Genomic DNA, 20,697 nt, shown 5'->3' on the forward strand with positions numbered 1-20,697 from the left:
CCTGCGTTCGGCCTTCTGAAGTCGCGGAGATCAAAAGCAAGAGCAAGATCAAGATCAAGAGCAAGATCAAGATCAAGATCAACAGCCAAACCGATAGCAGTGACCGTTATTTACAGGTAGGGGGTTAGTGAAGAGGGTACCCTGCATAGCGATTGCTGATGATTAATCTACCTATCCACGATAGCAGCTGCACGGCCATTCAAGCCGTATGCACGGTCATCGCAACCAGCCTTCCCACAATCGGCCTTACAATCAACACGCACACAAAAGCTACCGGCATCGCCAATCGATAAGCTTTCAGTACGTTGCTCATATAATCCTGATCGATTCCGGCGTTGGCTGCCGTGATCACGAAACACATCAGCAATGCCATGATGGCCGACATGTAAAAGGCAAACACATACGGCGTGGCATTCACATGCAACCTGCGACGACGGCTTTGAGTGACATTAGTCATGCGACCTCCTGGAGTCCGATTGAGGCCTTACCCTATCAACCCACTGCGCTTCACCAGTAGACCGCTCCGCCTAACTCCTTTATAAAGCAAAACTTACGAATCCCAAGGGCACAGCATGGACCTGCTCAACGCCATCCGCAGCTTCATCAAGGTCGTCGAAGCCGGAAGTATCGCAGCAGGTGCCCGCAGCCTGGGCATTACCCCAGCAGCTGTGAGCCAGAACCTGGCCCGGCTTGAAGGGCATTTGCAGGTCCGTTTGCTGACCCGCACAACGCGGCGTATGACGCTGACTCCCGCCGGCACCCAGTACTACAAGCATGTCAGGCTGATAGAGCGTGACTTGGCGCGCGCTGAACAAGCGGTGATGACCCCCGAAAGCGAACCTCAAGGTCGTTTGTGCATCGCGTCGACCTCTGCGTTCGGTCGTCACGTCCTGGCGCCCCTGATACCCGCGTTCAGCGTGCTGTACCCGCGCATTTCGATAGAACTGGTCATGAGCGACAGAAAGGTTGACCACGCACGTGAAGGTATCGATGTCAGCCTGCGCATCACGCCCCAGTTGGACGAGCACCTGATAGCCAAGCACATCGCCCGCATTCCTTTCGTCTGCTGTGCCGCACCAGGGTACCTGGCCAGTGCCGGCGTACCACAGACGCCGGAGGCGCTGCGCAATCACCGCTGTCTGGTGTTTCGCTACCCGGTCGATGGCCGTCTGTTGCGTTGGGGATTCATGCGTGATGGGCAGCGCCTGGAGCCCGAATTTGGCGACGTGCTCATCTGCGACGACATCGATGCGCTGACGCAGATGGCGATGCATGACGGCGGCATCACGCGCCTGGCAGCGTTCATTGCCCGGCCGCACCTGGCTTGCGGTGCCCTGGTGCCGCTGTTCGAACATGGCCCTGACGGGCAGGCGTACGCGCAGACAGCACCCATGGACGTTTATCTCTGCGTGGCCGACCGCTTCGCACTCACGAGCAAGGTACACGCCTTCATGCACTACCTGCGCGACCACCTGGGCGAAGAGTGGCAAGTGCCAACATGAAAAAACCGCCACAAGGGCGGTTTTTCAAGGTAACGGTAACGATCAGAAGCGGTAAGTGAGCGATGCCCCTACACCGTGCGCGCTGTTCTCGTACTTGGCACGGTAGGCGCCCTTGGTGGCGCTGACCTGATTGACCTTGGTGTCTTCTTCCCACAGGTAGGAATACGCCACGTCGATGGTCATGTCCTCGCTCGGGCTCCAGCCGGCGCCCAGGCTGAAGATCTTGCGATCGCCCGTGGGGATGCGCGGCGAACGGTCCTGGTTGTTGGTCGGCGATTGGTCGACCGTGAAGCCGGTGCGCAGCACCCACTCCTTGTTGACCTTGTACGACGCACCCACGGCGTGGGCCCAGGTGTCATGCCAGTTCTGTTCTTCCGAAATGGTCTGGAAGGCAGAGCCGATCAATGGGCGCGGGACATCGTTCTGTACAGTGATGTCCTTCAGGCGGCTCCAGCGCGTCCAGGTGCTGCCAGCGTACAGCGTCCATTGGTCGTCGAGTTCATGCGTGACCGACAGGTCAACCGACTCCGGCGTCTTGATCTTGAGCGAGGCATCGAACTTGCTGCCGTTGAATGGCCCGATCAGTGGGGTGTTGACCTTGGTCTTGCCCTCGAGCTTGTAGTCGACCATGGAGTGATAGGTCAGGCCGATGCGCGTGCGGTCGGTGGCTTGCACCATCAGGCCGATGTTGTAGCCGACTGCCGTGTCGTCACCCTTGATCTTGACTTCACCGTCGTTGCGCCCAGGGGTGGCCGGGTTGATCAGGTTGGAACCCAGTTCGCCCTTGATCCGGTTGAAGGTCGGGCCGAAGCCGATCGATACCTTGTCATTGAAGGCATAGCTGATGGTAGGCTGGAACGTCACCACTTCCACGTGACTTTTCTTGCCCCAATAGCGCGCCGCGTCGTCACTGCCGTAATCGGTCACCAGGCCGAAGGGCACGTAGACACCGAAGCCGACGGTCCAGTGGTCGTCGATGGGCTTGACGTAGTAACCCATGGGTACGCCGACGACCGGTACCATGTCACCGTCAGTTTCCCCCCCAAGGTTGCTGCCAGGCCCCGAGATATCGGTTTTGGCGATGACCGCTGCGCCACCGACGGTGACCTGCTGGCGCTTGAGGCGGGACATGCCGGCCGGGTTGCCGTATACGGTGCTGGCATCCTCGGCAGAAGAGGAACGTCCCGCGAAACCTGTCCCCATGCTGCTGACGCTTTGTTCGTTCAACGCGAAGCCGCTGGCGAACAGTTGGCTCGATGCGAGCGCAACAGCAACGCCAAGGGAGGTTTTGAGCATTACTTTTTTCATTATTAGAACTCCTTGGGATCTCCGAGGCGAAAAGCTACCAACAAATCACGCGTCGCGCTATAGGCGCAATCGCAGGAGATAGAGCGGTTTTGTAGGACAATCCGACTAAAATTCCTTTTCTCAGTTGAGTCTGTAAGAACCGTCTCAAGAAGCTACTGGCAGTTTCTGATCAATGCAGGCTTGCCAGGCTTCGGTGAAGTCTCGCAAGCGACCCTGAGGGTTGAAAATCTGCCGCCAGATACGCGCCTGGCCCATCCGGTCGTCCACGGCAGGCAAGGTCACCACCTGGGCCTCCACAAGCAGCCAGGCAATGGCAGTGGCGTAGCGCAGGTTAACGGTGAGTTCCAGGTCGGGTCCGCCCAGGAAGGCATGTTGGCTGGCCAGGCCGCGTACACGGCTGGCCAAGTCTGGATCGCGTGCCAGGTAGTCGTCCCAGAGCGCCCGATGACGCTGATCATCTATGCGAAAGAGGCCATGCCCGCGTCTGCCGTGCAGCGCCGATCCCAAAGCCGACTGGCAGGCAGCGATGCCGAGTAACAACACTTCGGCGCTGGCGCAGTGACGGTCAAGGTAGATCAGTGTGGGCCTGATGACATGCTGACGTAGTTCTTTGGCCGCAATACCCATGGTGCCCCCGAGCAGTAAGGGACCGGCGGGCGCAGGCGCTTGGCAGCTGTGTGAACGGTCAGGCCCGCCGGAAGCGGCGTGCACCGCTCGAGTTGAAGTGTAGTGTGATAAGGGTGACGTAAAAGGCTGTTTTTAAATCGATTGCTGCCTGACAAGCCGAGCGATATACCCGAAGGCAATTACGCTGGATTTGTGCAGGCAAGCTGGGAGGGGGTGTATCTGATGGGTGAATGCCGCAGCATTCACCGCTCACGCGGTGAGTGACTGGCGGGTACGGGCGATGACGGCCTGCAGCGGTTCGCTGCGGCTGTACTGCTCGTGGTACAGGCGTTCGGTATGGCAGGCGATACCGTGTTCGTCCACCAGCGTAAAGCTGAAGCTGCCTTTGCGGGGTGCGACGAGCAAGCATTTCAACGGCGAGAACGCCTGGGAAAGGGTACCGATTGCAGCCTGGATTTGATGTTGAGTTTGCATATTATTGGAGGTTCCTGCATTAAACACGGGGAGTAGATCCGTGCATCATAGAAACGTTCCAGTGACGTCTTTATTAAGGGACGAGAGAACCTGCTGGAACAAAGCAGCCAGAGGGAGCGCAATCAATGGTGGGCGCTTGGGCTGACTGGTAGGTACTTCAGAGGGCAGGCAGCACGCGGAGCCAAGGTTCTAAGCCTTCGCGCGGGATCCTGATCAATTGGACTCGTGATGGATGTCGCGGCAGCGTATCGGCTGCGGGCGAATCATCGAAAGGGCCGGTCCTGGTTTCAGCAGCGCGCTATTGGGAGAGCGAGTCTGCAAGGACACTGTGGGCCAGAATTGACTTTCAGCTTGGTACTAACGAGGCGCATCCTACCTGAGCCTTTCGGTGAAGGCAAGCCCTGATTGTGCGTGGGTAGCCGAGCAGTATGGCGCTTAATGCCGGCGGTGGGAAGGGGCCGAGCGTGCTCGAAGGGTGTCCTGGCCGCCTTGCTCACACACGAACGGATGCGCGGTTGATGTTTGTTCACACCGAAAGGAGGACGTGTATCAAACCTGTCCCACCTTTCGCTCCAGTCGCCAATGACTTGACTAGCCAGTTAAGTCAATGAAAAAAAACACTATTTTTCGTTGGTGAAAAAATCGTCAGTTTGACAGCAGCCCCCGTAATTCGGGGCTTGGCGGGGGGGAATAGGGTGTTGTCCACCGACTTATCCACAGGAACTGTGGATTGTCGCCGCCGCTTGCTCTAGTGCGGGGTTGGCGCCAAGCTGCCTCGGGTCTCGCCAAGAATCAGACCAGTTCGAATGACCATCCATCGTCTCGCAAACGTCAAGAAACAATCACATGAAATTTTTATAAAAAAAATCCTCAGGGTTAGGCCCGCACGTCGAAAACCGGTAGAGTGGCGCGCTTTTCGATTTGCCTGACCTGCCGCTCATGAAGTCTCGCAGTAAACAACTTGCCAGCCCCATGCCCTCGTCTGCAGAGCGTTCCGGACGGTTCACCCTAAAGGTTGCCCTGTGGCTACTCGACAATTCGCGTCTGGGTGACAAGCCTCAGGTCAAGCACTTGGCTGGGCGGTTGCTCAAGCGCCCAGCCCGCGAGGGTGTGGTGGTGGCTCAAAGCCGCCTGGGGCAGATGCTTTGCCGCGATTGTGGCAGCGCCCGTGATCGGCGTATCGGCCATGACCTGCTACGCCAGGCCGCACGCGCTGGCGATTGTCGTGCCCAGGTGGAGTATGCACGGGCGTGCCGGGCGTCTGCGCCCGAACAGGCCCGTAGCTGGCTGGAGTTGGCGGCCGGGAAGGGGTCCCATGAGGCCCGTCGATTGCTGCGTCAGTGGTTTGGGCACTGACGACCCCCGCAGGTGACGGCGGCACGGGCAACCTGCCGGTCAGGCTGTTAAGCTTCAGCGAATTTGCCAACAGTGACCGGGGTAGGCATGACAGTGGATCTGGCCAGCATTCTGCTGGGCTTGGTGGCGGGCGCGGTGCCGTGCCTGGTGTGGGTCATGCAGCTTCAGCGTCGGCATGCAGCACGTGATGGCGAGCGTGCTTTGCTTGACGAGCGTCTGAACGCAGCGCAGTTGGCCCAGGCCGGTTTGCAGGCGCAACTCGAAGCCAGCCGTGATGAAGTCAGTGATCTCAGCGAAGCCAATACCCTCAAGCAGACGCAACTGGCAGCCCAGGGACGAGAGCTGGAGCTGCTGCAGATCGAGCGAGACAACGCCCGTGATGCCGCTCACGCCTGGAACCTGGAACGCGCGACTCGCGAGGCCGAGCAGCGCCGTCTGGAGTCCCAGGCCGCACGCCTCGAAGCCGAGCTGCGCGAACAGCAGGAAAGCCACCAGCAGCGTCTCGAAGACCTGCAGGAGGCCCGCGATACGCTGCGCGCCCAGTTTGCCGACATGGCCACCAAGATCTTCGATGAGCGTGAGCAGCGCTTTGCTCAAACCAGCCAGCAGCACCTTGGCCAACTGCTCGACCCATTGAAGGAGCGTATCCAGGCGTTCGAAAAGCGTGTCGAGGAAAGTTACCAGCAGGAGGCCCGTGAGCGTTTTTCGCTGGGCAAGGAGCTCGAGCGCCTGCAGCAACTCAACCTGCGTCTGTCCGATGAAGCGACCAACCTCACCCAGGCGCTTAAGGGGCAGAAAACCCAGGGTAATTGGGGCGAGCTGATCCTGGAGCGCGTGCTCGAACACGCAGGGCTGGAGAAGGGTAGGGAGTACCAGACGCAGGTGAGCCTCAAGAGCGCTGACGGTGAGCGCTTCCAGCCAGATGTGCTGATCATGTTGCCGGGCAACAAGCAGGTGGTGGTCGATGCCAAGGTCAGCCTGACGGCGTATCAGCAGTTCGTGTCAGGCAACGACGAGGCGGCGCTCAAGCAGCACGTCCAGTCGCTGCGCAGTCACGTCAAGGGCCTGTCGAGCAAGGACTACAGCCGCCTCGAAGGCCTGCACAGCCTGGATTTCGTACTGTTGTTCGTGCCCATCGAGGCCGCGTTCTCGGCGGCACTGCAGGCCGAGCCCAACCTGTTCCAGGAAGCCTTCGACCGGCAAATCGTCATCGTCAGCCCCACCACCTTGCTGGCCACCTTGCGGGTGATAGACAGCTTGTGGAAGCAGGAACGCCAAGGCCAGAACGCCCGGGAAATCGCCGAACGTGCCGGGTGGCTGTACGACAAGTTCGTGTTGTTCATCCAGGACCTGGATGAGCTGGGCAGCCGCCTGCAACAGGTGGACAAGGCCTATGCGGCAGCACGTAACAAACTGTGCGAAGGGCGCGGCAATCTCGTCAGTCGCAGCGAGCAGCTCAAGCTGCTCGGCGCCCGGGCCAGCAAAAGCCTGTCGCCCGACTTGCTCGAACGCGCCTTCGCCGATGAAGTGCCCGACCAGGCAGTTACTGAACCAGGCTCAGATGACGGTTGAGCAGGGCCCGCAATGCAGCCGGCTTGACCGGCTTGGGCAAATAGTCCAGGCCTGCGGCATGCACCAGGGCGATGGTTTCCTTGCTGCCGTCGGCGCTGATGACCACCCCGGGCACCGGTTCGCCCAATCGGGTGCGTAGCCAGCCCATCAGGCGCGTGCCGGTGTCGCCTTCATCTAGGTGATAGTCCACCAAGGCCAGGTGTGGGCGCATGCCCTCGGCCAGCAGGGCCTCGCACTCGCTGCGGCTGCGTGCGGTCCACACCTGACAGCCCCAGCGGCTGAGCAGGCTGTTCATGCCAATCAGGATGCTGTCTTCGTTGTCCACGCACAACACCTGCAGCCCGGCCAGCGGCTCGCTGCGTTGCTCCACCGCCGAAGTGACAGGGGCTGGTTGTAGAGAGATCGGCACGCTCACACGGAACACGGTGCCCTTGCCTGGCCAGGAACGTACCTCCAGTGTGTGGCCCAGGACTCGGCACAGTCCGTCCGCGATCGCCAGGCCCAGGCCCAGGCCTTTTTCGGCGCGGGTCTGATGGCTGTCCAGGCGTTTGAACTCCTGGAAGATCACGTGCAGCTTGTCGTCGGCGATGCCAGGGCCCCTGTCCCAGACTTCCAGCCACAGGCGCTCGCCCTGGCGGCGGGCACCCAGCAGGATCGGGCTCTTGCCATAGCGCAGGGCGTTGGTCAGGAAGTTTTGCAGCACGCGGCGCAGCAGCTTCATGTCACTGTTGACCCGCAGGCGGCTGCCGCGCAGGCGGAACGCCAGGCCTTTCTCTGCCGCCAGTACCTTGAATTCCGCCCCAAGGGTGTCGAACAGCTCGTTCAAGGCAAATGGCTTGGCGTCGGGGGTGATCTTGCCGTTTTCCAGGCGCGAGATGTCCAGCAGGTCGCTGATCAGTTCTTCGGCCGAACGCAGTGAAGTGTCCATGTGCTGAACCAGTTGTCGGGCTTCCTCGGTCATGCCTTCGGCTTGCTGCGACAAGGCCGCGGAAAACAACCTGGCGGCGTTCAGAGGCTGCATCAGGTCGTGGCTGACCGCAGCCAAAAAGCGAGTCTTGGACTGGCTGACCGCTTCGGCATGGCTCTTGGCTTCGGTCAGCGCCTGGTTCAGTTGCGACAGCTCGTAGGTGCGCTCTGCCACGCGTTGCTCAAGGCTTTCGTTGGCGTGGCGCAGCGCTTGCTCGGCTTCGCGGAACGGCGTGATGTCTGTAAAGCTCATCACGAAACCGCCACCGGGCATCGGGTTGCCGATCAACTCGATCACGCGCCCATTGGGGAACAGCCGCTCGGACGAGTGGGCCCGGCCCTGGCGCATCCAGTGCAGACGCCGGGCTACGTGCACCTGGGCCTCCCCTGGGCCGCACAGGCCGCGCTCGGCGTTGTAGCGAATGATGTCGGCAATGGGCCGTCCCACGCTGATCAACCCGTCCGGGTAATTGAACAGCTCAAGGTAACGCCGGTTCCAGGCCACCAGATGCAGGTTCTGGTCGACCACGCTGATGCCCTGGTTGATGTTTTCGATGGCGCCCTGCAGCAGTGCCCGGTTGAACTGCAGCACTTCGCTCGCTTCATCGGCGATGCGCACCACGTCTTCGAGCTGCATGTCGCGGCCTTCGATCGCTGCCTTGACCACTGCACGGGTAGACGAACTGCCCAGGACACCGGCCAACAACCGCTCGGTGTGCTCGATCCAGTCACCGTCGGCGTTCTGGTTGGGGTTGAAGCCTTTGCCCTGGCGGTAGGCGAAACGGATGAAGCTCTGGCGCGCGCGCTCCTCACCCACGAAACGCGATGCCAAGGTCAGCAGGTCGTCTATCTGCACCGCCAGCAAGGGCTTGCTGCTGGGGCGGGCGCTGGTCTGCTGGCCAATGAAGCGGCCCGCTTGCCAGTGCTCGGACACGCGGGTACGCGACAGCAGCGAGACCCAGGCAAACAGGGTGAAGTTGCCGGCAAGCGACAGCACCACGCCTTGGGTCAGCGGGCTGATCGGCAGATTCAGGGGGTTGCCGTGCAACCACGCCAACCCTGGGAATACCTGCAACGACCAGCCCAGGCTGTGGGCGGCGATGGGCAGCACCAGGGTGTAGAACCACAGGAAGATGCCCGCCGCCAGACCTGCGAATACACCCCGGCGGTTGGCCTGTTTCCAGTACAGCGCCCCGAGCATGGCGGGCGTCAGTTGGGTCACGGCAGCAAACGCGATCTGGCCGATGGTCGCCAGGCTGGCCGTAGAACCCAGCAGGCGGTAACTGACGTACGCCAGCAGCAGGATGACCACGATGGTGACCCGCCGGACCGAAAGCATCCAGTGCCGGAACACCTCGAACGGTCGCTCGGCGTTGTTGCGACGCAGCAACCAGGGCAGCAGCATGTCGTTGGAAACCATGGTCGACAACGCGACCGCTTCTACGATGACCATGCCGGTAGCCGCTGACGCGCCACCGATGAATGCCAGCAGCGCCAGGCTGGGGTGTGCCTCGGCCAGGGGAAGGCTGATCACGAACGAGTCCGACATCACCGTCCCTGGCAGCAACATCTGCCCCGCCAGGGCGATGGGCACCACGAACAGTGCGGCCAGGGCCAGGTACATCGGGAACACCCAGCGTGCCAGGCGCATGTCCTGTGGCTCGATGTTTTCCACCACGGTCACGTGGAACTGCCGAGGCAGGCAGATGATGGCCATCATGGCGACAGCCGTCTGGACCACCATCGACGGCCAGTTGATGGTCTCTGTCCAGTAATCGTGCAGCTCGATGGACTGGCGCGCCTGGGTGAACAGGTCATCGAACCCATCGTACAGGTTGAAGACGACGAAGATCCCCACGGCCAGAAACGCCAACAGCTTGATCAACGACTCGAACGCGATCGCCAGCACCATGCCCCGGTGGTGCTCGGTGACGTCCAGGCTGCGCGTGCCGAATACGATGGCGAACAGCGCCAGCACCAGCGACACCACCAGCGCAGTGTCCTGTACGCGCGTGCCGGTGGCGTCTGCACTGGCGCCGATCAACAGATTGACGCCCAGCACGATGCCTTTGAGCTGCAGGGCGATGTAGGGCAGCACGCCCACCAGGCAGATCAGTGCCACGACCACGGCCAGCGTCTGGGATTTGCCGTAACGGGCAGCGATGAAGTCGGCGATGGACGTGATGTTCTGCTGTTTGCTGATCAGCACCATCTTCTGCACCACCCACGGTGCGAAGACCAGAAGCAATACCGGCCCCAGGTAGATCGGCAGGAATGCCCACAGCTGCTCGGCCGCTTGTCCGACCGCGCCGAAGAACGTCCAGCTGGTGCAATACACCGCCAGCGACAGGCTGTACACCCAGGCACGCAATTTGGGCGGCAAAGGGGTGCTGCGCCGGTCGCCATAGAAGGCGATGGCGAACATGACGGCCATATAGGCCAGGGCGACCGCGGCGATCAGCCCGCTGGACAACGACATGGTGACTCCGAAGCTAAATGGATAACGAGGCCCGGTCAGCCAGTCTGGCACGACAGGTGGCGCGCCGTCAGCGCAGACGATGGTCGCAGTGGCAGGTGGTCGCAGCGTGACGCACTCAAATTGCGGGCTCGTGTGGGGCCCAGCAGACGGGTGGAGGATTGACAGGCGATGCCGGGAAGCAAATACTCTCGAAAAATTCATATAGATGTCTATATAACAAGACGAGAATACAGCCATGCTTTCACTCGCCAGCGACACACGACTGCCACGCTATCAACAGCTACGCGACCATCTGGTAGCGCAGATCGCTAACAACCGCTGGCACCCGGGTGAGGCGATCCCCACCGAGGCTGCACTGGCGAGTGAATTCGACCTGTCGGTGGGCACGGTGCGCAAGGCCATCGATGCGCTGGTCGCCGAAGGCGTGCTTGAGCGCCAGCAGGGGCGAGGTACCTTCATCCGCCGTCCACAGTTCCAATCCTCGCTGTTTCGCTTCTTCCGCTTCGAAGCTGTCAACGGCGAGCGCGTCGTGCCGATGAATCGCATCCTGAGCATGAACGCCGTGGCGGCACCGTCTGCCGTGGCTCAGGCCTTGGGGCTCGTACCCGGGGCCGATGTGATCCATCTGCAGCGGCTTCGTCTGCTCGATGCCCAGCCCGTGCTGGCCGAGGACATCTGGCTGCCCCGCCAGCCGTTCCAGTTGCTGCTGGAGACTGATCTGGATAACAAGGGCCCATTGCTCTACCCGATCTACGAACAGCTGTGTGGGCAAGTGGTCGCAGCCGCCGAAGAAGCCCTGACTGCCGAGGCCGTGGATGAAGTGCATGGGCGCCTTCTGCAGGTACCGGCCGGCAGCCCTATTGTGGTGATCGAACGGCTGGCCCGTGACTACGCCGGCAAACCCCTGGAGTGGCGCCGGTCGCGGGGACACGCGCAGCACTTCCGCTACCGCATCGATATTCGCTGACCGCGCCGTTTCAAACTTCTTTACCTGCCTGCGCCCCGTCACCTGGGCGCAGTGGCTTCGCCTGCTCGGTTGTCTGCGTTGAGGGCAACCCAGCGTACCCTTCACCCTTAAAAGGATAAGAATCATGTTCAGCTGGTACCGCCAAATTACATCGCGCGAACGCAAGACTTTCTGGGCCTGTTTTGGGGGCTGGTCGCTCGATGCGCTGGAAGTGCAGATGTTCGGCCTGGCCATTCCCGCGCTGATCGCGGCTTTCTCGCTGTCCAAAGGCGATGCGGGCCTGATCAGTGGCCTGACCCTGGTGACCTCGGCGATCGGCGGCTGGCTTGGCGGAACCCTGTCGGATCGGTACGGCCGCGTGCGCACCTTGCAGTGGATGATCCTGTGGTTCTCCTGCTTCACATTCCTCTCGGCTTTCGTCACAGGCTTCTATCCACTGCTGTTCGTCAAGGCCATGCAAGGCTTTGGCATTGGTGGGGAGTGGGCGGCCGGGGCCGTGCTGATGGCCGAGACCATCAACCCCAAGTACCGCGGCAAGGTCATGGGTACGGTGCAAAGCGCCTGGGCGGTAGGGTGGGGCCTGGCGGTAGCGTTGTTCACCTTGATCTATTCGCTGGTGCCGCAGGAATTCGCCTGGCGCGTGATGTTCTTCGTGGGCCTGTTGCCGTCGCTGCTGATCATCTGGGTGCGTCGCAACGTTCCAGAACCGGACAGCTTTCAACGCCTGCAGAAACAGAACGCCATTCCCCAGGGTTTCTTCGCCTCGATGGCGGGGATCTTTCGCCCTGAATTGCTGCGCGTCACGTTGCTGGGCGGCTTGCTGGGCCTGGGGGCGCATGGTGGCTACCACGCGGTGATGACCTGGCTGCCGACTTTCCTTAAGACCGAACGCAACTTGTCGGTGCTCAATTCCGGTGGCTACCTGGCGGTGATCATCTTTGCGTTCTGGTGTGGCTGCGTGGTCAGCGGGTTGTTGATCGATCGCATCGGCAGGCGTCGCAACATCCTGCTGTTTGCGCTGTGCTGCGTGCTGACGGTTCAGGCCTATGTCTTCTTCCCGTTGAGCAATACGCAGATGCTGTTCCTGGGTTTCCCGCTGGGCTTCTTCGCAGCCGGCATTCCAGCAAGCCTCGGCGCCTTCTTCAACGAGCTGTATCCTGCCGATGTGCGGGGAGCGGGGGTTGGCTTCTGCTACAACTTTGGCCGTGTGCTCTCGGCGGTCTTCCCCTTCCTGGTCGGGCACATGAGCGAATCCATGTCGCTGGGTACCGCCATCGGCATCGATGCCGGCATCGCCTACGGCGTGGCGGTGATCGCTGCACTGTGCCTGCCTGAAACGCGCGGCCGCAACCTCGAGCCTGCCCCGCAAGCGCCCGGTGTGGCCGCCCAGTAACCTGACCGAAAGATCAAAGACATGCCTCACAACCCTGCTTCATCCATGATTGCCATCGACAGCCATGCCCACGTGTTCAGTCAAGGGCTGACATTGGCGCGCGAGCGCCGTTATGCCCCCGCGTACGATGCACCGTTGGCGGATTACCTCAGCCAGTTGCAGGCGCACGGTTTCAGTCACGGCGTTCTGGTGCAGCCCAGTTTCCTGGGGACCGACAATGGCTATCTGCTGGGTGCCCTGCAAGCCGCTCAGGGGCGCCTGCGGGGGGTGGTGATGCTTGAGCCGGACGTTGCGCGCCAAACCCTCATACAGATGGACCAGCTTGGGGTCAGAGGCGTGCGCCTGAACCTGATGGGGCAACCACTGCCGGACCTTACGGCCCCGCAGTGGCGCCATCGTTTCGCGTGCATGGCCGAACTGGGCTGGCACGTCGAGCTGCATCGACAACTGGCGGACATTCCCACCCTGGTGCGGGCGCTGCAACCGTACGGGCTGGATATCGTCATCGACCATCTGGGAAGGCCCGATGCGCGCAGCGGGCTGGGGCAGGCAGGCTTCGCCGACCTATTGACCCTGGGCGGGCAGGGCAATGTCTGGGTGAAGGTTTCCGGTATCTACCGCCTGGAAGGCTCGCCCGAGCAGAACGAGCTGTTCGCCCGCCAGGCGCTGGGCGCGCTGGAAGCGCACTATGGGGCCGAGCGCCTGATGTGGGGCAGCGATTGGCCGCATACGCAGCACGAACGCACGATGAGTTATGGCCAGGCGCTCGAGCAATTGCAGGCCCTAGGCTGCTCCAGCGAGTTGCGCAAGGCGCTGTTGCTGGAGACGGCCAAGGACTTGTACCGTTTCAATTGAGCCAAAGAATGGGTACGCAAGGCTTCGGTCAACCTATAGCGATCCTGTAGCGGGGTCGTCGGGGCAAGCAGTCACGGCAGACGTTCGAATGTGGCTGTTTTGACGTGGTGCGAGTCCAGTCCGACCATTACTTCGAAGTTACCGGGCTCGGTCACCCATTGCAGGTTACGGTCCACGAATGCTAGCGCGGTGGGTGCAATCTCCAGCGTCAGGTCTCTGGCAGCGCCAGGCTCCAGGAAGATGTTCTGGAAGCCTTTGAGTTCTTTGACGGGCCGACTGACAGAGGCGCTCAGGTCCCGAAGATAGAGTTGCACGGTTGTTTCGCCCGCCAACGGTCCCTGATTGGTAACAGTGACTCGAACCTTCAAGCGCTCACCCGGACGCAGACGGTCGGTGGACAAGCGTGGGGCTGAGACATCGAACTGGGTGTAGCTCAGCCCGAAGCCAAAAGGAAAAAGAGGGGTGTCATCGACGTCGAAGTGGCGCGACCGGTAAGGTGCGGGGTTGATGGGGTCGAACGGCCTGCCGGTGTTCAGATGGTTGTAATACAGGGGGATCTGGCCGACGTTGCGCACGAACGTCACTGGGAGTTTCCCGGAGGGGTTGTAGTCGCCAAACAGCACATCAGCGATGGCATTACCCCCCTCGCTCCCGCTATACCAGGTTTCCAGTACGGCATCGGCCCACTTGGTTTCGTCGTCGAGGGCAAGCGGGCGGCCATTCATCAAAACCAGTACCACTGGAATGCCGGTATCGCTCAATGCCTTGAGCAGCGCACGTTGTCCGCCGGGTAGACCCAGCTCGGTCCTGCTCGCACCCTCATGGGACATGCCGCGCGCCTCGCCAAGCACCGCGACGATTACATCGGCTTGCCGAGCCACCGCCAGGGCCTGCTTGAGCATCGCTGCGGGAGGGCTTGGATCGATGTCGACGTGTTTGTCCGCAAGAAGCATCAGGGCCGATGGATCGTCAATGATGTTGGCCCCTTTGGCATAGCGCAATCGACCCTTGCCCGCTTGAGCCTGATGCATGCCGGAGCGAAGCGTGACCACCTCCTCGGGTCTGCCATTGGCATACCAACTGCCAAGCATGTCTGCCGCGTTATCGGCCAATGGGCCGATCAAGGCGATGTTCATGCTTTTATGCAGCGGCAGCGTGCGGTTTCGGTTTTTCAGCAGCACCAAGGAGCGGCGCGCCATATCCCGCGCTTGGGCACGATGCTGTCCGATCTGCTCGCTAGCGGCGTCGGCACCCAGGCGCTGATAAGGGGCATCAAACAGGCCCAATTCGTACTTGGTTGTGAGCACCTGGCGAACCGCGCCGTCCAGCTCGGCTTCGCTGACCTGTCCTTGCTTGATCAAGCCAGCCAGCTGGTCACGGTAATGACGGTCGCTCATGCTCATTTGTGTGCCAGCGGTCAGCGCTGCCTTGGCCGCCTGGGTGCCATCACGGGCCACGCCATGGTCTATCAGCTCTGCCACTGCGCCGTGGTCGCTGATGACTAAGCCTTTGAACTGCCACTGTGTGCGAAGCAGGTCTTTCAAGAGCCAGCCGTTGGCCGTTGCAGGGATGCCATTAAGGCTGGACAGTGCAGTCATCACGGCACCGGCCTTGGCTTCGATGGCAGCCTTGAAGGGGGGCAGGTAATCCTGATGAAGGCGTTGTTCGCTCATGTCAGCCGTGTTGTAGTCGCGCCCTCCCTCAACCGCTCCATAACCGGCAAAATGCTTGATACAAACCATCAGGCTGTCCGGTGCTGCCAGATGCGGTCGTTGCAAACCGCGGATGGCAGCCTCACCCATGCGCGAGGCCAGGTGCGTGTCTTCGCCGTAGCCTTCGGAGATGCGTCCCCACCGCGGGTCGCGACTGACATCCAAGACGGGAGCGAAGGTCATGTCCAAGCCATCGTTGGTCGCCTCGATTGCTGCAACGCGTGCACTTTTTTCCACCGCGCGCAGGTCCCAGCTGGACGCCTGACCCAAGTTGATGGGAAAGATGGTGCGACGTCCATGGATTACATCACCTGCAAAGAACAGCGGGATACCCAGCCGGCTACGCTCGACCGCCATGGCCTGTAGCCTGCGCAAATCCGTACTGTTGGCAGCCGGGTGGGTGAACATCGCCCCCACATTCCCGGCTGCGATGGCTGTGTTCATGTCTTGAGGCGCATCACCTTGAGCGGCATATTCCATTCGCAACTGTCCGATCTTTTCCTGCAAGGTCATCTGCGAGAGCAAATTGTCGATGAACGTCTTTTGCTGCGCGTCAGGCTTGTTAGCCAGGGCGGTGACAGGCCCTATCGCTGCGCAAAGCATCAACATGGCCGTGAGTGCAGGTGAGCGGGTTGCTCGCTTGCGGGGAGGGGTCATTCCATTGACTTCCTGGGCGAATTTCCCTGACATTGCCACCTGAGTGATCAAGCTCGCTACTCGCAGATCTACCAGTTGCCTATCCCCGATATCTGTGCAATCCCCACGACCTTCCTTCACCCGTGCCCTCGCGGCTTCACCCAGGACCAAGGACGATGAGTCATTCCTCGCAATTCACCTTGCTCGGCAAGCGGCGCTTCCTGCCTTTTTTCATTACTCAGTCGCTCGGTGCGTTCAACGACAACCTGTTCAAGCAGTCGCTGATCCTGGCCATCCTGTTCAAGCTGAGCCTTGGGGACGGTGACCGATCCATCTGGGTCAATCTGTGTGCCTTGCTGTTCATCCTGCCGTTCTTTCTTTTTTCGGCGCTGGGTGGACAGTTCGGGGAGAAGTTTCCCAAGGACGCGCTCATTCGTGTGATCAAGCTGGCGGAGATCGGCATCATGTCGATCGGCGCGCTGGGGTTTGCGACCAATCACCTGGCCCTCATGCTGGTGGCCTTGTTCGGCATGGGTACCCATTCGGCGCTGTTCGGGCCGGTGAAGTACTCGATCCTGCCCCAAGCGCTGCGTGAGCAAGAGCTGGTAGGCGGCAATGGGCTGGTGGAGACGGGCACCTTCCTGGCTATCCTCGCCGGCACCATCGGCGCCGGGGTGATGATGTCGACCGAACGCTATGCCGCGGTGGTAGCCGGTGGCGTATTGGGCACTGCCGTACTGGGCTATCTGGCCAGCCGCTGGATTCCCCGTGCCGCCGCTGCCTCACCCCACATGAAGCTGGACTGGAACATCTTCAGGCAGTCGTGGACTATCCTGCGCATGGGCCTTGCCCAGCCGCCTGCGGTATCGCGCTCGATCGTCGGCAACTCCTGGTTCTGGTTCGTCGGCGCCATCTACCTGACCCAGATCCCGGCCTATGCCAAGGACTGGCTGCACGGCGATGGCACCGTGGTCACCCTGGTGCTGACGCTGTTCTCGGTGGGCATCGCCCTGGGTTCCTTGTTGTGCGAGCGTCTGAGCGGGCGCAAGGTGGAGATCGGGCTGGTGCCGTTCGGCTCCTTTGGCCTGACCGTGTTCGGCCTGCTGTGGTGGTGGCATTCCGGGGATGTGCCCAGCGCTGCCAGCGCCCATGACTGGCTCGACCTGCTGGGCCTGAGCCAGGCGTGGTGGATTCTGCTGTCCATCGTCGGGCTCGGGGTGTTTGGCGGTTTCTATATCGTGCCGCTGTACGCATTGATTCAGGCACGCACCGCCGTAGACGAGCGCGCGCGGGTGATCGCTGCCAACAACATCCTCAATGCGTTGTTCATGGTGGTATCGGCCCTGTTGACCATGGTGCTGCTGGGCGTGGCTGGGCTGGACATCCCGCAGCTGTTTTTGGTCGTCTCGCTGCTGAACATCGCCGTCAACGCCTACATTTTCAGCATCGTGCCTGAATTCACCATGCGGTTTCTCATCTGGCTGCTCAGTCACTCGATGTACCGCGTCAAGCACCAGGGGCTGCAGCACATTCCCGACGAAGGCGCGGCATTGCTGGTGTGCAACCACGTGTCGTTCGTCGATGCCTTGTTGCTCGCTGGCGCGATACGCCGTCCCATTCGTTTCGTCATGTACTACAAGATCTACAACCTGCCCGTGCTCAACTTCGTGTTTCGCACCGCAGGCGCCATTCCGATTGCCGGACGCAGCGAGGACCTGGCGACGTACGAGCGCGCCTTCACCCGCATTGCCCGTTACCTGGCTGACGGCGAGCTTGTGTGCATCTTTCCCGAGGGCAAGCTGACAGGGGACGGTGAGGTCGACGTGTTCAAGGGCGGCTTGAGCCATATCCTTGAACAGACGCCGGTGCCGGTGATTCCCCTGGCGCTGCAAGGGCTGTGGGGCAGTTTCTTCAGTCGCGACCCGGCCAAAGGGTTTTTCAGAAGAATGTGGTCCCGTGTGACCGTCGTGGCAGGCAGCGCCATCCCTGCACAGGAGGCGCTACCAGAGCGGCTGCGCGAGCAGGTCATTGGCCTGCGCGCAGGCATTCGCTGAGCAAACCTGGCCAGCTGACCGGTATCAGCTGGCGCTGACCTTGAGGCCGATCAGGCCGCATACGATCAGTGCCACGCTGACCAGTCGAACCAACGCCATGGACTCACCGAACAGGATGATGCCGGCGATCACGGTGCCCACCGCGCCGACGCCGGTCCAAATGGCATAGGCCGTCCCCAGCGGCAGCTCTTTCATCGCCAGGCCCAGCAGGCCGAGACTGACGGCCATGGCGGCAACCGTCAGCGCGGTGGGCAGTGGCTTGCTGAAGCCGTCGGTATACTTGAGGCCAACGGCCCAGCCGACCTCGAACAGGCCGGCGAAGAACAGGATGATCCAGGACATGATGCGTCTCCATCGTTGCAAGTGATGGGGCCGTCCCCTGGATGATCACGCTGGGCGTCGTGAGGTCGTCCTCACCGTGAGCCCATGGTGCACATCTACGGTCTGCCGGGCAAGCCTGCGGGCCAATCGCCTGTCAGCGTCTGACACGTTTTGCGCCCTCGACGTCGGAGGAGGTGTCCTCCAGCCGCCGGAACCAGGTGGAAAGCAGCGCCCCGGAAATATTGTGCCACACGCTGAACAGCGCACTGGGCACGGCCGCCAGGGGCGAGAAGTGCGCAGCGGCAAGGGCTGCTCCTAGCCCGGAGTTCTGCATGCCGACCTCCAGCGCCAGCGACTTGCGCTGGGCCAAGGGCACTTTGCACAGCTTGCCGGTGATGTACCCCAGCAAATAACCGAAGCTGTTGTGCAACATGACCACCGCCATGATCAACAGCCCCGACTCGGCGATTTTCGCCTGGCTGGCGGCCACCACGGCGCATACGATCAGTACGATGCTCACCACCGATACCAGTGGCAAAACCTGAACTGCGGTCTGCACGCGCTCACCCAGCAGGCGTTGGGCCAGCACGCCGAGTACGATCGGGAGCATGACCAGCTGCAGGATCGACCAGAACATATCCATGAAGGACACCGGAAGCCAGGCCGACGCCAGGAACCAGATCAGCGCAGGGGTCAGCAGTGGCGCCAGCAGCGTGGTGACGCCTGCGATGGCCACGGCCAGCGCGAGGTCGCCGCGCGACAGCCACACCATCACATTCGAGGCCGTACCGCTCGGGCAGCAGCCGACCAGGATCACGCCCACGGCGATCTGCGGCGGTAGCTCGAAGAGCTGGCACAGCAGCCAGGCCATGCCCGGCATGATCACGAAATGCGCGACCACCCCCAGCATGACCCGCCAGGGTTGACGGGCCAGGGCAGCGAAGTCGTCGAGCTTGAGGGTAAGGCCCATTCCGAACATCACCAGCCCCAGCAAGGGCACGATGGCCACCTTCAACCCAATGAACCATTGCGGTTGCAGGAAGGCCAGCACGGCGAACACCAATACCCACAAGGCAAAGGTGTTGCCGACGAATCGACTCAAGGCGGCGAGGGCGCGCATGGGGTTATCTCCAGTTCGACTGCATGCCCGGGCATTGTCGCTGCAGGCAGGGGGTCAAGTGCGGCAACGGTGCCGCACTCAAGTGTCGTGGGTACTGCCAACCCGCAGCGGGCTCACACCCCTTGCGGGATTTCTTCGCCGCCCAAAGCTTCGAAGAGCACGGGCAGGAACTCTGCAAATGTCATCATCATCAGCTGGAAGCTGGCGTCGAACTGCTGCGCGGCCTCGTCACCGCCATCCTGCTCGGCCTGCTCCTGCAGCAGTTCCTCGAATTTCAGGCGCTTGATGACCATCTTGTCGTCCAGCACGAACGACAGTTTGTCCTGCCAGGCCAGGGCGAGTTGGGTCACGACCTTGCCGGTACTCAGGTGCAGCTGGATTTCCTCGCCAGTCAGGTCCTGGCGCTTGCAGCGCACAATGCCGCCATCTTCGGCCGTGTCGCGCAGCTCGCATTCGTCCAGCACATAGAAGCCTTCGGCGGCATTCTGGGATTTGACCCAGTCGGTCATGGTGGCCACCGGGGCGATCTTGACGGTGGCCGGCCGCACGGGCAGCGAGCCCATCACTTCGCGCAGCGTGGACAGCAGGTCTTCGGCGCGTTTGGCGCTGGCCGAGTTGACCAGAATCACCCCCAGGCGCGGGGCGATGGCAGCGAAGATCATCGAGCGGCGAATGAAGGCGCGAGGCAGGAAGGCCTGAATGATCTCGTCCTTGATCTGGTCACGCTCCTTCTTGTAGACCTTGCGCATCTGTTCGGTCTCGATCTCTTCGACCTTTTCCTTGACCGCGTCATTGACCACGCTGCTGGGCAGAATACGTTCTTCCTTGCGTGCAGCGATCAGCAGGTAATCGCCACTGACGTGCACCAGCGGGGCATCTTCGCCCTTGCCGAACGGGGCGACGAAACCGTAGGTGGTCAGCTCCTGGCTGGCGCACGGACGGGCTGGCTTGCTGGCCAGGGCAGCCTCCAAAGCTTCAGGCTCGAAGGGCACGTCCTGGGTCAGGCGGTAGGTCAGCAGGTTCTTGAACCACATCGGGGAAGTCTCTCATTAATGCATAAGGCGGGCATTATTCTCCTACCAGCCCCGGAAGGCCAACCCTGTCAGAGGGCCAGCAGTGCACAAACCGGACGAAATCGGGCCGTTACGCTAGGTCGTTGAAAGATCTGTACTTTTTTCGAAATAAAGTGAAAGAAAGTGCTTGCCAGGGGGCAGGGCCGTCCGTAGAATGCGCCCCACACCGAGGCGAAGGGTGATTAGCTCAGCCGGGAGAGCATCTGCCTTACAAGCAGAGGGTCGGCGGTTCGATCCCGTCATCACCCACCACTCGATGTATAGCGCAGCGGTAGTTCAGTC

At 61.4% G+C, this 20,697-nt stretch carries 16 protein-coding genes and 1 tRNA gene; 8 read left to right on the plus strand and 9 right to left on the minus strand.

Annotated features, from left to right (window positions below):
- Positions 1-199: 199 nt before the first annotated feature.
- A complete protein-coding gene (locus tag B2Y33_RS04945; RefSeq protein ID WP_028686858.1) occupies positions 200-457 on the minus strand; it encodes a DUF2798 domain-containing protein in 258 nt (85 codons plus the stop codon).
- A gap of 115 nt (positions 458-572) precedes the next feature.
- On the opposite strand from B2Y33_RS04945, the gene B2Y33_RS04950 reads away from it, so the two are divergent.
- Complete coding sequence (locus B2Y33_RS04950) at positions 573-1,502, plus strand: LysR family transcriptional regulator (RefSeq protein WP_049695569.1); 930 nt, start codon at positions 573-575, stop codon at positions 1,500-1,502.
- Positions 1,503-1,544: 42 nt separating this feature from the next.
- Here B2Y33_RS04950 and B2Y33_RS04955 read toward each other — a convergent pair whose 3' ends face one another.
- The 3 genes from B2Y33_RS04955 to B2Y33_RS04965 form a co-directional block, all read right to left on the minus strand.
- Positions 1,545-2,810: an OmpP1/FadL family transporter gene (locus tag B2Y33_RS04955; protein ID WP_206406125.1), complete on the minus strand. Its 1,266-nt coding sequence runs from the start codon at positions 2,808-2,810 to the stop codon at positions 1,545-1,547.
- Between the two features lie 144 nt (positions 2,811-2,954).
- Positions 2,955-3,437 carry a hypothetical protein gene (locus tag B2Y33_RS04960; RefSeq protein ID WP_028686856.1) on the minus strand — a complete coding sequence of 161 codons (483 nt, stop codon included), beginning with the start codon at positions 3,435-3,437 and terminating at the stop codon, positions 2,955-2,957.
- 249 nt (positions 3,438-3,686) lie between these two features.
- Entirely contained in the window at positions 3,687-3,911 is a 225-nt protein-coding gene (locus B2Y33_RS04965) for a hypothetical protein (protein WP_027915766.1), read from the minus strand.
- A gap of 939 nt (positions 3,912-4,850) precedes the next feature.
- On the opposite strand from B2Y33_RS04965, the gene B2Y33_RS04970 reads away from it, so the two are divergent.
- Both B2Y33_RS04970 and rmuC read left to right on the plus strand, forming a co-directional pair.
- Positions 4,851-5,267, plus strand: coding sequence for a sel1 repeat family protein (locus tag B2Y33_RS04970; RefSeq protein ID WP_027915767.1), 417 nt, complete (start codon positions 4,851-4,853; stop codon positions 5,265-5,267).
- Positions 5,268-5,468: 201 nt separating this feature from the next.
- Entirely contained in the window at positions 5,469-6,839 is a 1,371-nt protein-coding gene (gene rmuC / locus B2Y33_RS04975; RefSeq protein WP_206406126.1) for a DNA recombination protein RmuC, read from the plus strand.
- Here rmuC and B2Y33_RS04980 read toward each other — a convergent pair.
- Positions 6,811-10,284, minus strand: coding sequence for a hybrid sensor histidine kinase/response regulator (locus B2Y33_RS04980; protein WP_027915769.1), 3,474 nt, complete (start codon positions 10,282-10,284; stop codon positions 6,811-6,813). The genes rmuC and B2Y33_RS04980 overlap by 29 nt on opposite strands.
- Positions 10,285-10,519: 235 nt before the next feature.
- On the opposite strand from B2Y33_RS04980, the gene B2Y33_RS04985 reads away from it, so the two are divergent.
- The 3 genes from B2Y33_RS04985 to B2Y33_RS04995 all read left to right on the plus strand — a co-directional run bounded on the left by B2Y33_RS04985 (position 10,520) and on the right by B2Y33_RS04995 (position 13,499).
- The gene (locus B2Y33_RS04985; RefSeq protein ID WP_206406124.1) at positions 10,520-11,251 is read left to right on the plus strand and encodes a GntR family transcriptional regulator; all 732 of its coding nucleotides are present in this window, start codon (positions 10,520-10,522) and stop codon (positions 11,249-11,251) included.
- A gap of 124 nt (positions 11,252-11,375) precedes the next feature.
- Positions 11,376-12,644 (plus strand): MFS transporter, encoded by a 1,269-nt coding sequence (locus B2Y33_RS04990; RefSeq protein WP_027915771.1) that lies wholly within the window; start codon positions 11,376-11,378, stop codon positions 12,642-12,644.
- A 21-nt stretch (positions 12,645-12,665) separates the two neighbouring features.
- Positions 12,666-13,499, plus strand: a complete 834-nt coding sequence (locus tag B2Y33_RS04995) for an amidohydrolase family protein (protein WP_125922399.1) — start codon at positions 12,666-12,668, stop codon at positions 13,497-13,499.
- 71 nt (positions 13,500-13,570) lie between these two features.
- On the opposite strand, the gene bglX is transcribed toward B2Y33_RS04995, so the two are convergent.
- A complete protein-coding gene (bglX, locus tag B2Y33_RS05000) occupies positions 13,571-15,868 on the minus strand; it encodes a beta-glucosidase BglX (RefSeq protein ID WP_241015303.1) in 2,298 nt (765 codons plus the stop codon).
- A gap of 155 nt (positions 15,869-16,023) precedes the next feature.
- On the opposite strand from bglX, the gene B2Y33_RS05005 reads away from it, so the two are divergent.
- A complete protein-coding gene (locus B2Y33_RS05005) occupies positions 16,024-17,901 on the plus strand; it encodes a 1-acyl-sn-glycerol-3-phosphate acyltransferase (protein ID WP_206406123.1) in 1,878 nt (625 codons plus the stop codon).
- Between the two features lie 24 nt (positions 17,902-17,925).
- Here B2Y33_RS05005 and sugE read toward each other — a convergent pair whose 3' ends face one another.
- The 3 genes from sugE to rdgC all read right to left on the minus strand — a co-directional run bounded on the left by sugE (position 17,926) and on the right by rdgC (position 20,376).
- Complete coding sequence (gene sugE, locus B2Y33_RS05010; protein ID WP_023533912.1) at positions 17,926-18,243, minus strand: quaternary ammonium compound efflux SMR transporter SugE; 318 nt, start codon at positions 18,241-18,243, stop codon at positions 17,926-17,928.
- Between the two features lie 133 nt (positions 18,244-18,376).
- Positions 18,377-19,342, minus strand: a complete 966-nt coding sequence (locus tag B2Y33_RS05015) for a bile acid:sodium symporter family protein (RefSeq protein ID WP_206406122.1) — start codon at positions 19,340-19,342, stop codon at positions 18,377-18,379.
- Positions 19,343-19,455: 113 nt separating this feature from the next.
- Positions 19,456-20,376: a recombination-associated protein RdgC gene (rdgC, locus tag B2Y33_RS05020; protein WP_027915776.1), complete on the minus strand. Its 921-nt coding sequence runs from the start codon at positions 20,374-20,376 to the stop codon at positions 19,456-19,458.
- Positions 20,377-20,591: 215 nt separating this feature from the next.
- Between rdgC and B2Y33_RS05025 the strand changes: the two genes are divergently transcribed.
- Positions 20,592-20,667: transfer RNA gene (locus B2Y33_RS05025), tRNA-Val, on the plus strand.
- Positions 20,668-20,697: the final 30 nt, after the last annotated feature.

The sequence above is a fragment of the Pseudomonas sp. UBA5666 genome (genome assembly GCF_002420785.1).
Taxonomy (GTDB): domain Bacteria; phylum Pseudomonadota; class Gammaproteobacteria; order Pseudomonadales; family Pseudomonadaceae; genus Aquipseudomonas; species Aquipseudomonas fulva.